The organism is Streptomyces pallidus (ex Mingjun et al. 2026) (assembly GCF_051550185.1).
Taxonomy (GTDB): domain Bacteria; phylum Actinomycetota; class Actinomycetes; order Streptomycetales; family Streptomycetaceae; genus Streptomyces.
Genome location: NZ_CP196181.1, coordinates 2,839,645 through 2,853,342, shown reverse-complemented (window position 1 = coordinate 2,853,342; position 13,698 = coordinate 2,839,645). Strand labels below are relative to the sequence as shown.

Annotated in this window: 6 protein-coding genes; 4 read left to right on the top strand and 2 right to left on the bottom strand. The window is 74.9% G+C overall.

Annotation, left to right across the window (positions count from 1 at the left end):
- Nucleotides 1-21 precede the first annotated feature (21 nt).
- On the top strand, nt 22-1,200 hold the full coding sequence (moeZ, locus tag ACSHWO_RS12165) for an adenylyltransferase/sulfurtransferase MoeZ (RefSeq protein WP_385849423.1): 1,179 nt from the start codon (nt 22-24) through the stop codon (nt 1,198-1,200).
- A 97-nt stretch (nt 1,201-1,297) separates the two neighbouring features.
- Here moeZ and ACSHWO_RS12160 read toward each other — a convergent pair whose 3' ends face one another.
- Both ACSHWO_RS12160 and ACSHWO_RS12155 read right to left on the bottom strand, forming a co-directional pair.
- Nucleotides 1,298-2,884: an alpha/beta hydrolase gene (locus ACSHWO_RS12160; RefSeq protein WP_385849422.1), complete on the bottom strand. Its 1,587-nt coding sequence runs from the start codon at nt 2,882-2,884 to the stop codon at nt 1,298-1,300.
- 113 nt (nt 2,885-2,997) lie between these two features.
- The gene (locus ACSHWO_RS12155) at nt 2,998-5,730 is read right to left on the bottom strand and encodes a lysylphosphatidylglycerol synthase transmembrane domain-containing protein (RefSeq protein ID WP_438311748.1); all 2,733 of its coding nucleotides are present in this window, start codon (nt 5,728-5,730) and stop codon (nt 2,998-3,000) included.
- A gap of 159 nt (nt 5,731-5,889) precedes the next feature.
- Here ACSHWO_RS12155 and ACSHWO_RS12150 point away from each other — a divergent pair, with 159 nt between their 5' ends.
- The 3 genes from ACSHWO_RS12150 to ACSHWO_RS12140 all read left to right on the top strand — a co-directional run bounded on the left by ACSHWO_RS12150 (nt 5,890) and on the right by ACSHWO_RS12140 (nt 13,697).
- Nucleotides 5,890-6,246 carry an MGMT family protein gene (locus tag ACSHWO_RS12150; protein ID WP_385849420.1) on the top strand — a complete coding sequence of 119 codons (357 nt, stop codon included), beginning with the start codon at nt 5,890-5,892 and terminating at the stop codon, nt 6,244-6,246.
- 273 nt (nt 6,247-6,519) lie between these two features.
- The gene (locus ACSHWO_RS12145; RefSeq protein WP_438311744.1) at nt 6,520-9,894 is read left to right on the top strand and encodes an ATP-dependent helicase; all 3,375 of its coding nucleotides are present in this window, start codon (nt 6,520-6,522) and stop codon (nt 9,892-9,894) included.
- A gap of 143 nt (nt 9,895-10,037) precedes the next feature.
- A complete protein-coding gene (locus ACSHWO_RS12140; protein WP_438311742.1) occupies nt 10,038-13,697 on the top strand; it encodes a UvrD-helicase domain-containing protein in 3,660 nt (1,219 codons plus the stop codon).
- Nucleotide 13,698: the final 1 nt, after the last annotated feature.

Genomic DNA, 13,698 nt, shown 5'->3' with positions numbered 1-13,698 from the left:
TTACCCATCTACGGAGTCCACGTGTCGCTGCCACCCCTGGTCGAGCCAGCTGCTGAGCTCACCGTTGACGAGGTCCGTCGGTACTCCCGCCACCTGATCATCCCGGACGTCGGGATGGACGGCCAGAAGCGCCTGAAGAACGCCAAGGTGCTCGCCGTCGGAGCGGGCGGCCTGGGCTCGCCCGCCCTGATGTACCTGGCCGCGGCCGGCGTCGGCACCCTGGGCATCGTCGAGTTCGACGAGGTCGACGAGTCGAACCTGCAGCGCCAGATCATCCACAGCCAGTCGGACATCGGCCGCTCCAAGGCCGAGTCCGCGCGCGACACCGTGCTGGGCATCAACCCGTACGTGAACGTGGTCCTCCACGAGGAGCGGCTCGAAGCCGACAACGTGATGGACATCTTCGGCCAGTACGACCTGATCGTCGACGGTACGGACAACTTCGCCACGCGCTACCTCGTCAACGACGCGTGCGTACTGCTGAACAAGCCGTACGTCTGGGGCTCCATCTACCGCTTCGACGGCCAGGCCTCGGTCTTCTGGTCCGAGCACGGCCCCTGCTACCGCTGCCTCTACCCGGAGCCCCCGCCGCCGGGCATGGTCCCCAGCTGCGCCGAGGGCGGCGTCCTGGGCGTGCTGTGCGCGTCCATCGGCTCCATCCAGGTCACCGAGGCCATCAAGCTCCTCGCGGGCGTCGGCGAGCCGCTGGTCGGCCGACTGATGATCTACGACGCCCTGGAGATGCAGTACCGCCAGGTCAAGGTCCGCAAGGACCCCGACTGCGCGGTCTGCGGACCGAACGCGACCGTCAAGGAGCTCATCGACTACGAGGCCTTCTGCGGCGTCGTGTCGGAGGAGGCCCAGGAGGCCGCGGCCGGCTCGACGATCACTCCCAAGCAGTTGAAGGAGTGGATCGACGAGGGCGAGAACATCGAGATCATCGACGTCCGTGAGAAGAACGAGTACGAGATCGTCTCGATCCCCGGCGCGAAGCTGATCCCCAAGGGCGAGTTCCTGATGGGCTCCGCCCTCCAGGACCTGCCGCAGGACAAGCGCATCGTCTTGCACTGCAAGACGGGTGTCCGCAGTGCGGAAGTCCTCGCCGTCCTGAAGTCCGCCGGCTTCGCCGACGCGGTCCACGTCGGCGGCGGCGTCATCGGCTGGGTCCACCAGGTCGAGCCGCAGAAGCCGGTCTACTAGGACCACCCACCGGACCCACCCGGCGGTCCGAAGGAAGTCCGTCCGTAGGGGCCCCGCCGCGCACGAGCGCGGCAGGGCCCCTACGGCGTTCGCCCCGTCAGACGGCGGGGGCCGCCGTCGGGCTGGCGGGCTGGGAGGGGGCCGGGGTGCACACCCTGCCGGAGGACGGCACCTTCCCGTCCAGCAGGTAGGAGTTCACCGCCTGCTGCACGCACGGGTCGCCGCTGTTGTACGCCCCGTGCCCCTGCCCCTCGTACGTGAGTTCCACGCCGACGCCGGGGCCGAGCCGCTCGACCATGTGCCGGGCGCCCTCGTACGGGGTCGCCGGGTCGCCGGTGTTGCCGATCACCACGATCGGGGCCGCGCCGGGCGCCGACACGTCCGGCGTCTCCCACGCGCCCGCCACCGGCCAGCCGGTGCAGCTCGTCAACGCCCAGCCCAGGAAGTCCCCGAAGACGGGGGAGGCCGCCCGGAACTCCGGCAGTTTCGCCTTGGCCTGGGCGAGGTCGACCCGGTCCTTGAAGTCGGCGCAGTTCACCGCCGTGTTGGCGGCGCCGATGTTGCTGTAGCGGCCGCTGCGGTCCCGCCCGTTGAGCGCGTCGGACAGCGCCATCAGCAGCTGCCCCTGCCCGCCCTCGGCCTCGTCGATGCCCTGCTCCAGCAACGGCCACAGCTCCTGCGAGTACAGGGCCTGCGCGATCCCGTTGGTCGCCGCGGAATCAGTCAGCATCCGGCCCCCCACGCCCGGGATCGGCTTGTCGGCGAGGCTCTTCTGCAACCGGACGATGTCGTCCTCGATCTCCTTGGCGGTACTGCCCCGGAGCCGGCACTCCTCGCCGCGGTCCACGCAGTCCTGCGCGAAGTTCCCGAGGGCCAGCTGGAAGCCCTTGGCCTGGCCGAGCGCGCCCCCCTCATAGGTCTTGGTCGGGTCCACGACGGCATCGAAGACGGCCCGCCCGACGTTCTTCGGGAACAGGTGGGCGTAGACCCCGCCGAGCTCCGTGCCGTACGAGATCCCGAAGTAGTTCAGCTTCTCGTCACCGAGCGCCTGGCGGATCCGGTCGAGGTCGCGGGCGGCGTTCTCGGTACCGACGTACGGCAGCACCTTCCCGGAGCGGGCCTTGCAGGCCGCCTGGTAGCGGCGGATCGCATCCGTGAAGGACTTCTCCTCCTGGGGCGTGTCCGGGGTGGAGTCCTGCGCGTAGTACTGGTCGAGCTGCTTGTCCGTCTCGCACAGCACGGGCGCGCTCCGCCCCACCCCGCGGGGGTCGAAGCTCACCAGGTCGTACCGCTTGCGCAGGGCCTCGTAGTCCTTGGCGGCGCCCGGCAGCGTACTGATCCCCGACCCGCCCGGTCCGCCGAAGTTGAACACGAGCGAGCCGAGCCGCTCGTCCTCGTTGCGGGCCTTGGCCCTGATCAGCGCGATCGGGATGGTCTCGCCCTCCGGCTGCGCGTAGTCGAGCGGGACGTGCAGCGTGGCGCACTCCCAGCCCTTCGGCGGGGCCTGCCCGCCTCCCTGCGCGGCATCGGGCGCGGGGCACGCGCCCCACTTGAGCGGCGGGGCCCCCTTGGTCCCGCCGGCCCGGGGCGTCGCCCGGTCCTCCCCGCCGGCGCACGCACCGACCGTCACCAGCGCTCCCACGAGACCAAGGACACCGGCAAGGCGCAGCACGTTCGTCGACATACCCCCATCCTGCGACCGCGGCCGGCGACCCGCCCGTGCAGGCACCCGTCCGGGCGCCCGCCCGGCGAGGGCCCCGGGTCCGGCGGGGGGCCCGGGTCCGGCGGGGGCCGCGGCTAGATGGCTTCCTTGCGGGTCAGATAGTTGAAGGACACCCACCCGGGGAGGACGGGCAGCCAGAACGTCATCAGGCGGAACAGCAGGACCGCCGAGATGGCGACCTCCTTCTCCAGGCCGGCGGCGATCAGGCCCAGCGTCAGCGTGGTCTCCACCGCGCCGATGCCGCCCGGCGTCGGCGCCGCCGAGCCGAGGGCGTTGCCCGCCAGGAAGACCACCGCGATGCTCGCGTAGCTGAGGGCCTCGCCGCCCCCGAACGCGCGGATCGACGCGTCCAGGCACATCACGAAGCAGCCCGTCAGCAGCACCATCCCGCCGATGCCCGTGAGCAGCTTCTGGGGCCGCTGGAGCACGTCCAGCATGCGCGGCACCACACCCGCGAACAGCGCCCGCACCCGGGTCACCACGAACTTCCGCAGCAGCGGCACCGCCGTGACGACGAGGACCAGCACCGCCACCGTCAGCAGACCCGCGATGACCGTCCGCGACGGGGTCATCTCCGGGGTCTTCTCGGTGCCCGTCAGATAGCCGAAGGCCAGCAGCAGCAGGATGTGGCACGCCAGCCCGAACAGCTGGGAGGCGCCCACGCTCGCCACGGCCAGCCCGGGCCGGACCCCCGCCCGCTGCAGGAACCGCGCGTTCAGCGCGACACCGCCGACCGCCGCCGGGGCGACCAGCTTCACGAAGGACCCGGCGACCTGCGCGACGACCGTCCGCAGGAACGGCACCCGTTCGGGCACGAAGCCCAGCAGGCTCATCGCCGCCGCGACGTACGAGAGCGCCGAGAAGGCCAGCGCGGCCCCCACCCAGCCCCACTCCGCCTGGCCGACGACCGTCGCGAAGTCCACGTGGGCCAGCTGCGTGAGCAGGAAGTACGCGCCGAAGGCGCCCGCGATGAACGACACCAGCGTGCGCGGCCGGATCCGTTCCAGCCGGGCCGGCTCCACCGGGGCCTGCGGCCGGATCAGCAGCACCTGCCGGCGGATCTGGCTCAGCAGGTCCTCTTCGCGGGCCCCGTCCAGGGCGTCGTCCAGTGCCTTCTTCTCCGCCTTGCGGTCCGCGGCGCGGTCCGCGGCCGAGACCGTCCCGGCCTTCGCCCCGGCGGCCGCCTCCCGCGCGGCCTTCGCCGCCCGCGAGGACTCCAGCACGGCCTCCCGCTGCCGGTCGGCGCGCTCCCGGGCCAGCCGGCGCAGCGTCGCCCGGGTGGACCGGCTGAGCGCGATCGGCTGCAACAGCGGCAGGCAGTCCGCCACCGCGTCCGGGCCGAGCACCGACACCGCCGAGGCCACCGCCCGCTCCGCGCCGACCCGCAGGCCGAGGGTGGTCAGCAGCTGGGCGATGTCCATCCGCAGGACCAGGTCGCCGGCGGCGATCTCGCCGCCGCGCAGGTCGGTCAGGACCACGTTGCCGGAACGATCCACCAGCAGGGCGTCACCCGTGAGCCGGCGGTGGGCGATCCGCCGCGACTGCAGGGCCCTCACCTGCTCCCACGCGTGGTGGGCGAGGCGGTCGGTGATCTCCGCGTCGGGGAGGGAGTCCAGGGGCCGCCCGTCCAGGTGTTCGTACACGAGCATGACGGCGTCCGGGCCGAGCTCGGAGGTGGCGATCAGCTTCGGCGCGTTCGCCCCGGCCGCGATGGCCGCGTACGCGAGCAGAGCCTCCTGCTCCAGCGCCTGCCGCAGCGACTGCAGGCTGCGCCGGGTGGTGATGCCGCGCAGGGTCATCCGGCGCCACACCCGGTAGAAGAAGCCGTGGGCCTGCTGCTCGCGGTCGACGACGGTGACGTCGAGCGGCGGGCCGTCCTCCAGGGTCACGTGGTAGCGGCGGCCGCGGTCGCTGACCTCGGAGGCGTCGGCGCCCTCGGTGACCTCCGCGCGCATGGCGCTGACCGGCTGGAAGCCGACGCGGCGCAGACCGGCGAGGAGGTGCTGTCCGGTCGGGCGAACGTTCGGCGAACCGACGGCGTACAGCGTGCCGTACGCGACGCTCCAGCCGATCAGCACCGTCAGGATGATCGAGAACGGGGTGGTGTAACCGCTCACCAGCATCGCGAACGCGTCCAGGAGCAGCACCACCCACAGGGCGACCCGCCAGCGCGGCCGGCGCGTCATCCCGACCGCGGTCATGTACGCGATGACCGGCGCGAGGTAGCCGTGCACCGGGTCGGTGAGGGCCCCGCCGGCGCCGGCGGCCCGGGTCAGGGCGTCCTGGATGGAGGCGGGGGCGGCTTCGGAGACCCACAGGTCGGTGGCGAGGGTCACCCCGTGGGCGAGGACGGCCGCGAGCACGCCGTCGGCGATGCGCAGCCCGTCGCGTTTGATCAGGCGTTCGATGGCGAAGGCGACGGGCACGAGCAGGACGGCGATGCTCGACACCAGGCCGGCGACCTGGATCAGCAGGTCGGGGGCGGCGCCGGTGCCCTGGCTGATGTCGGCCTCCAGGCCGGCGGTGGTGCCGTGCGCGAAGGCGGCGATGGCCAGCACGACCGCGATGCCGAGGACGCCGACGAGGAGGCGGACCAGGTCCGAGGGCCGGTGCACGCGGGCGGCGAGCAGCGGCTCGTCGACCTCGACGACCTCGACGACCTCACCCGGCTCGGCGGAGTCCGGGCGACCGGTCGGTTCGCCGGGGTGCGGGCCCGAGCGAGGGCTCGGCTCCGGGGCCGGCTCCGGTTGCGGGCGCGGCTCTGGGCGCGATCCGTCGTCCTCGGTCGCGCCGTCCGGAGGGCTCACACCCTGCTCCTTCGTCGTCACATCCGTCTCTTCTTGATCGCGTATCACCAGTCACCGCCCGGAAGATGGTGGCACGGACCGGCGGGCGCGGGGGGCATCAGGGTGCGCGCCGGTACGGGAACGAAACACTCCGCAGAGGCCTGCGCCGCGTGCGGCACCATGGGCGGAATGAGCGAGGAGCTGCCCGCGTACGCGGAGCGCGTGCTGGAGGTGGCCGAGCGGATTCCGCCCGGCCGGGTGATGACCTACGGGGACGTCGCCGAATGGCTCGGCGAGGGGGGCCCGCGCCAAGTCGGCCGCGTGATGGCCCTGTACGGGGGCGGCGTGCCCTGGTGGCGCGTCGTGCGGGCCGACGGCCGCCCCCTGCCGGGCAGCGAGCACCGGGCCCTGGAGCACTACCGCGCCGAGTCCACCCCGCTGCGGCTGACGACCGACGGGGAGGCGCGCCTGGACATGCGGCGGGCCCGCTGGGACGGGAGCGGCGCGAGCGCGGAACGGGACGAGGGTCACATCTGACAGCTTCGGCCACGGAGCGCCCCGGAGGGGAGTGGGCCGCCCCCGCGGAGGACCGTACGGGGGAGCGGCGACGGCCCGCCCGGGGCGGCTCCCGCCGTCCGCGACGGTGTCCCGTCCGGCACCCGGGACGGCCGCCCGCTCCGGACCTCGGCGAACTGCGCGGGGCGTCCCGCTTGCCGTAGCGTTGCCTCTTCGGCATGCGCCACGGCAGCAACCGCAGCAACCGCAGCAACCGCAGCAACCGCAGCAGACCCACCAGGACCGGCACCCCACGTGATCACCTCTTCCTCCGACCGTTCCGAGCGGCGGCGTACCCGGACCCCGGACGCGTACCGCCTCGTGCGCGGTCGGCAGCGGCGGGTGGAGCCCCCTGTGCTGGACGCAGCCCAGCGGGCGGTGGTTGATCACACCGCCGGACCGCTGCTGGTCCTCGCCGGACCCGGCACCGGGAAGACCACCACCCTCGTCGAGGCCGCGGCCGCCCGCGTCGAGGCCGGCACGGACCCGGCCCGCATCCTGATCCTCACCTTCAGCCGCAGGGCCGCCGTGGAACTGCGCGACCGGGCCGCCCTGCGGCTCGGCGGCGCCCGCGCCCCGCAGGCCACCACCTTCCACTCCTTCTGCTACGGGCTGGTCCGCGCGCACCAGGACACCGACCTGTTCGCCGACCCGCTGCGGCTGCTGTCCGGTCCCGAGCAGGACGTGATGGTCCGCACCCTGCTGGAGGGCCAGCGCGAGATCCGGTCCATCCGCTGGCCCGACGACCTGCGGGCCGCGCTCACCACCCGCGGCTTCGCCGACGAGGTCCGTGCGGTCCTCGCCCGCGCCCGCGAGCTGGGCCTCGGCCCGGGTGCGCTGGACGCGTTCGCCTCCCGGCAGGGCCGCCCGGACTGGAAGGCCGCCGCCGCCTTCCTCTCCGAGTACCTCGACGTCCTCGACATGCAGGGCACGATGGACTACGCCGAGCTCCTGCACCGGGCCGTGCTGCTCGCCGAGCGGACGCCCGCGCTGTCCGCCGCGTACGACGTGATCTACGTCGACGAGTTCCAGGACACGGACGCCTCGCAGCTGCGCCTGCTCCAGGCCCTGGCCGGGCCGGGCGGCACGCTGGTCGCGTTCGGCGACCCGGACCAGTCGATCTACGCCTTCCGCGGCGCGGACATCAACAACACGCTGGACTTCGAGGGGGCCTTCCCCGGCGCTGCCGTCCGCGCGCTGACCGTCGGCCGCCGCTCGGCCGCGAACCTGCTGGCCGCCACCCGCCTGCTGACCACCCGCATGCCGGTGCCGCGGCTGCCCTCCGACGCCGTCCGGGCCCACCGCGGGCTCGCCCCGACGCGGGACGGGGGCCGGGTCGAGGTGTACACGTACCCGACGGCCGGCGCCGAGCTGGACAACATCGCCGACGTCCTGCGCCGCGCACACCTGGAGGACGGCGTGCCGTGGCAGGACATGGCCGTCCTGGTCCGCGCCGGCGGCCGCACCCTGCCGGCGATGCGGCGGGCCCTGATCGCGGCGGGAGTCCCGGCCGAGACGGACGGCGCGGACATCCCGCTGCGCCACGAACCGGCCGTCTCCCCCCTCCTGACGGCCCTGCGCGCCGCCGCCCGCGCGACGCCGGCCCCCGGCAGCGAACCCGCGGAGCACGCCGAAGCCCCGGAGACGCCCGCCGCGGTCGGGGCGGCGGCCGAAGTCCGCGAGGCGTCTGACGCAGTCGAGACGGACGGGGCCGCCGGGGCTGGCGGGGCCGGCGGCGACGCCGGGTGGGTCGGGGTCGAGGCAGCCCTCACGCTGCTCGCCTCGCCGCTCGGCGGGATGGACGCCGCCGACCTGCGGCGCCTCGGGCGCGCCCTGCGCGAGGAGGAGCGGGCCGCCGGCGTCACGGTGCCCGCGCCCTCCGACGTGCTGCTCGCCCGCGCCCTCGCCGAGCCGGAACGCCTCGTCGCGCACGACCCGGCGTACGCCCGCGGCGCGCAGCGCCTCGGCCTGCTCCTGCGCAAGACCCGTGAGCTGCTCCAGGGCGGCGGCACCGCCGAAGAGGCCCTGTGGACCCTCTGGGACGGCACCCCCTGGCCCCAGCGGCTGGAGCGCAACGCCCGCCGCGGCGGCCCCGCCGGCCGCAACGCCGACCGTGACCTCGACGCCGTCTGCGCCCTGTTCGACACCGCCGCCCGCGCCGAGGAGCGCACCGGCGGCCGCGGCGCCCTGAACTTCCTCGAACAGCTCGAAGCCGAGGACATCGCCGCCGACACCCTCACCCGCCGCGCCACCCGCCGCGAGGCCGTCCGGCTGATGACCGCGCACCGCTCCAAGGGCCTGGAGTGGGGACTCGTCGTCGTCGCCGGCGTGCAGGAGGGCCTGTGGCCCGACCTCCGCCGCCGCGGCTCCCTCCTGGAGGCCGACCGGATCGGCCGCGACGGCCTCGCCGAGCCCCTCAGCGCCGGCTCCCTCCTCGCCGAGGAGCGCCGCCTCTTCTACGTCGCCGCCACCCGGGCCCGCGAGCGGCTCGTCGTCACCGCCGTCAAGGCCCCGGCCGAGGACGGCGACCAGCCCTCCCGCTTCCTCACCGAACTCGGGGTCACCCCCAAGGATGTCTCCGGCCGTCCGCGCCGCCCGCTGGCCGTGCCCGCGCTCGTCGCCGAGCTGCGCGCCACCACCGTCGACCCCGACGCCTCGCCCGCCCTGCGCGACGCCGCCGCCCGACGCCTCGCCCGCCTCGCCGCGCTCACCGACGAGGACGAGCGGCCGCTGGTCCCCGCCGCGCACCCGCAGCGCTGGTGGGGCCTGTACGAGCCCACCCGCAGCAGCGTCCCGCTCCGCGACCGCAACCGGCCCGTCGCCCTCTCCGGCAGCGCCCTGGACCAGCTCGCCAACACCTGCTCCCTCCAGTGGTTCCTCGGCCGCGAGGTCAAGGCCGACGCCCCGGCCACCGCCGCCCAGGGCTTCGGCAACGTCGTCCACGTCCTCGCCGACGAGGTCGCCTCCGGCCGCACCCCCGCCGACCTCGCCGTCCTCATGGAGCGCCTGGACTCGGTCTGGGACGCCCTCGCCTTCGACGCCCCCTGGAAGTCCCGCCAGGAGAAGGACAACGCCCGCGCGGCCCTGGAGCGGTTCCTGCGCTGGCACACCACCGACCGCGGGGGCAGGGCGGCCGTCGCCACGGAGCACGATTTCGACGTCACGCTCGAAGCGGGCGAGTACGCCGTCCGGATCCGGGGCTCCATGGACCGGGTCGAGGCGGACCCGCAGGGGCGTGCGTACGTCGTCGACTTCAAGACCGGCAAGTCCGCGCCGACCAGGGACGAGGTCGCCCGCCACCCGCAGCTCGCCGTCTACCAGCTCGCCGTCCGCGAGGGCGCGGTCGACGGGGTCTTCGACGGGACGCGGCCCGCGCCGGGCGGCGCCGAGCTGGTCCACCTGCGCCAGGGCGCGCCCGTGCGCGACGGCGGGGAGACCGTCCCCAAGGTGCAGGGGCAGGAGCCGCTGTCGCCCGGATCCTCCGGAGAGTGGGTCGGCGACCTGCTGGCGACCGCCGCCGGGAAGGTCCTCGACGAGCGGTTCGTTCCCGCGCCCGGCCGGCAGTGCGACCACTGCTCCTTCCGCAGCTCGTGCAGCGCGCGCCCGGAGGGCCGCCAAACCGTCGAGTGAGCCGCGTGAGCCGCGTGAGCCGCGGCGGAGCGGACGGGGGAGTGCCCCGGCGCGGCGGAAGGCGGGAGTGACCCGTGTCGCAGCCGCCCGCGGTGTGAGGCGGATCGCGGGGGATTGTCGGCCCGGACGGCTAGCCTTTCCGGGTGTCCGCGCGCCCCTCCCCCCGCCTCACCGACCCCGAGCAGCTCAAGGAGCTCCTCGGCATCCCGTTCACCCCCGAGCAGCTGGACTGCATCACCGCCCCGCCCGCCCCGCAGGTCATCGTGGCCGGCGCCGGGTCCGGCAAGACCACGGTCATGGCCGCCCGGGTGGTGTGGCTGGTCGGCACCGGAACGGTCGCCCCCTCCCAGGTCCTCGGCCTGACCTTCACCAACAAGGCCGCCGGCGAGCTCGCCGAGCGCGTACGGGCGGCCCTGGCGCAGGCCGGCATCACCGACCCGGACCCCTCCCCGGCCGACGCCGCCGACATCGCGGGCACCGCCGGTGCCGATGCGGCGGCCGGCGGCGAGCCCCGCATCTCCACCTACCACGCCTTCGCCGGCCAGCTGCTGAAGGACCACGGCCTGCGCATCGGTCTGGAGCCCAGCGCCCGGCTGCTCGCCGACGCCACCCGCTTCCAGCTCGCCGCGCGCGTGCTGCGCGAGGCCCCCGGCCCGTACCCCGCACTGACCAAGTCCGTCCCCGACCTGGTCAGCGACCTGCTCGCGCTCGACGCGGAGCTCTCCGAGCACCTGGTGACCCCCGGGCGGCTGCGCGCGTACGACACCGCGCTGCTCGACGAACTCGCCGGCGCCCGCCTCAGCAACGAGGAGCTGCGCAAGATCCCCGAGGCGGTCCGCGGCCGCCTGGAACTGCTGGAGCTCACCGAGCGCTACCGCGCCGCCAAACGCTCCCGCGACCTGCTCGACTTCAGCGACCAGATAGCCCTCTGCGCGGAGCTCGCCACCACTAGGCCCGAGGTGGGGGCGCTGCTGCGCGAGGAGTTCCGGGTGGTCCTCCTCGACGAGTACCAGGACACCTCCGTCGCCCAGCGGCTGCTGCTGTCCGGCCTGTTCGGCGGCGGCACCGGGCACGCCGTCACCGCCGTCGGCGACCCCTGCCAGGCGATCTACGGCTGGCGCGGCGCGTCCGTGGCCAACCTGGACGACTTCCCCGCGCACTTCCCCCACGCCGACGGCAGCCCCGCCACCCGCTTCTCGCTCAGCGAGAACCGGCGCAGCGGCGGCCGCCTCCTCGAACTCGCCAACGGCCTGGCGGCCCCGCTGCGCGCCATGCACGAGGGCGTCGAGGCCCTGCGCCCCGCGCCGGGCGAGGAGCAGGCGGGCTCCGTCCGCTGCGCGCTGCTGCCCACGCACGCCGAGGAACTCGACTGGCTCGGCGACTCGGTCGCGCACCTGGTGCGGACCGGGACCGAGCCCCGGCAGATCGCCGTGCTCTGCCGGGGCGCGGCGGACTTCGCGCAGATCCAGGCGGCCCTGGTGGCCCGGGACGTGCCGGTGGAGGTCGTCGGCCTGTCCGGGCTGCTGCACCTGCCCGAGGTCGCCGACCTGATCGCGGTGTGCGAGGTGCTCCAGGACCCGGGCGCCAACGCCTCCCTCGTCCGCCTCCTGATCGGCCCCCGCTGGCGCATCGGCGCCCGCGACCTGGCCCTGCTGGGGCGGCGCGCCCGGCAGCTGGTGGGGCGCGCGCAGGGTGGCACCGACCCGGAGGGGCGGCTGGCGGCCGCCGTGGAGGGGGTGGACCCGGTCGAGATCGTCTCCCTGGCCGACGCCCTGGAGACCTTCCTGGACGGCGCCCCCGGCACCGCTGCCGTGGACGACCTGCCGTTCTCGCCGGACGCCCGCGTCCGCTTCGCGCACCTCGCCCAGGAACTGCGCGACCTGCGGCGTTCGCTCGCCGACCCGCTGATGGACGTACTCCACCGGGTGCTGGCGGCGACCGGCCTGGACGTGGAGCTGTCCGCGTCCCCGCACGCCCTGGCCGCGCGCCGCCGCGAGACCCTGTCGTCCTTCCTGGACGTCGCCGCCGGCTTCGCCTCCCTCGACGGCGAGGCGTCCCTCCTCGCCTTCCTGGGCTTCCTGCGGACCGCCGTTCAGTACGAGAAGGGCCTCGACCACGCCCTGCCGGGCGGCGAGAACACGGTCAAGGTGCTGACCGCCCACAAGTCCAAGGGGCTGGAGTGGGACGTGGTCGTCGTCCCCGACCTGTGCGCGGGCTCGTTCCCGAAGCAGAAGCCGCCGGAGGCCTGGACCTCGTACGCGAGGGTCCTGCCGTACGCGCTGCGCGGCGACGCGCCCACCCTGCCGGCCGACCCCGCGTGGACCTCGGTCGGCCTGAAGTCCTTCAAGGCGGCCCTGAAGGAGCACAAGGAGGTGGAGGAGCTCCGCCTGGGCTACGTGACCTTCACCCGGCCGCGCTCGCTGCTGCTGGCCTCCGCCCACTGGTGGGGTCCGACGCAGAAGAAGCCGCGCGGGCCGTCGCCGTTCCTGCAGGCGCTGTACGAGCACTGCGCCGCCGGCCACGGCGAGATCGAGGCCTGGGCCCCGGAGCCGGGGGAGGACGAGGAGAACCCTGCCCTGGCCGCCGAGTCCGCCCCGGAGCACTCCTGGCCCCTGCCGCTGGACCCGCAGTCGCTGGCCCTGCGCCGCGCGGCGGCGGCCCTGGTCGAGTCCCACCTGGCGGCCCCCCGCCCGGAGCCCGCCCCGCCGGCCCCGGACGAGTACCTGTGGCCCCCGCACTGCGAGGACCCGTCCCACGACGAGGACCCGCCGGACGACGGGGCCCCGCCGTACGACGAGTACCCGCCCTACGACGGGTACCCGCCCTACGACGAGTACCGGCCTCACGACGAGGAGCCGTCCCGCGAGGAGGCCCCCGACGCGCTGTGGCTGCCCGGTGATGCGGCGACGCGGACGGCCCCGGCCGCCCCCGCCCCCCGGACCGTCCCGGCACCCCGGGCCGCCCCCGGGGCCTGGGACGGTCCCGACGCGGACCTGTGGCTGCCCGGCGACGTCCCGCCGGAGGCGGGGCCCGACGACCGGCCGGCCGGCGGCTCCGCCGCGGCCACCGCGCTCACCCCCGAGGAGGCGCGGGCCGTCGCCTCCTGGGACCGCGACCTCGACGCCCTGGAGGGGGAACTCCGCCGTACCCGCGAAGCCGTCCGCGACATCGAGCTGCCCCCCGCCCTGTCCGCGAGCCAACTCCTCCGCCTCGCCGCGGACGAGCAGGCCTTCGCCCGCGACCTGGCCCGCCCGATGCCCCGCCCCCCGCAGCCGGCGGCCCGCCAGGGCACCCGTTTCCACGCCTGGGTGGAGTCCCGCTTCGACGAGCTCCCGCTCCCCTTCCTCGACGTCCTGGAGCCGGAGGCGGACCTCCCCGGCACCGACCAGGAGGTCGCGGACGAGGCCGACCTCGCCGCCCTCAAGGAGTCCTTCGAGCGCAGCGAGTACGCCGAGCGCACCCCGTACCGCCTGGAGGCCCCGGTGCAGGTCACCCTGGCCGGCCGGGTGGTCCGCGGCCGGATCGACGCCGTCTACCGCAACCCCTCGGGCAGCAAGTACGCGTACGAGATCGTCGACTGGAAGACCGGCCGCAGCACCGAGGCCGACCCGCTCCAGCTCGCGATCTACCGCCTCGCCTGGGCGGAGACCACCGGCACCCCCCTGCGCCGGGTCGGGGCGGCCTTCCTCCACGTCCGCAGCGGCCGTGTGATCCGCCCGCGCCGACTGCCCGGCCGGATCACCATTGAGCGGATCCTCCAAGGCGGATCGGGCGCCGCCGGTGGCCGCCGGGCCGACCGATAGG

Excerpts from the sequence above, each read along its gene's own strand:
- ACSHWO_RS12160 (WP_385849422.1), bottom strand. The coding sequence starts at position 2,884 with ATGTCGACGAACGTGCTGCGCCTTGCCGGTGTCCTTGGTCTCGTGGGA.
- ACSHWO_RS12150 (WP_385849420.1), top strand. The coding sequence starts at position 5,890 with ATGGGCGGAATGAGCGAGGAGCTGCCCGCGTACGCGGAGCGCGTGCTG.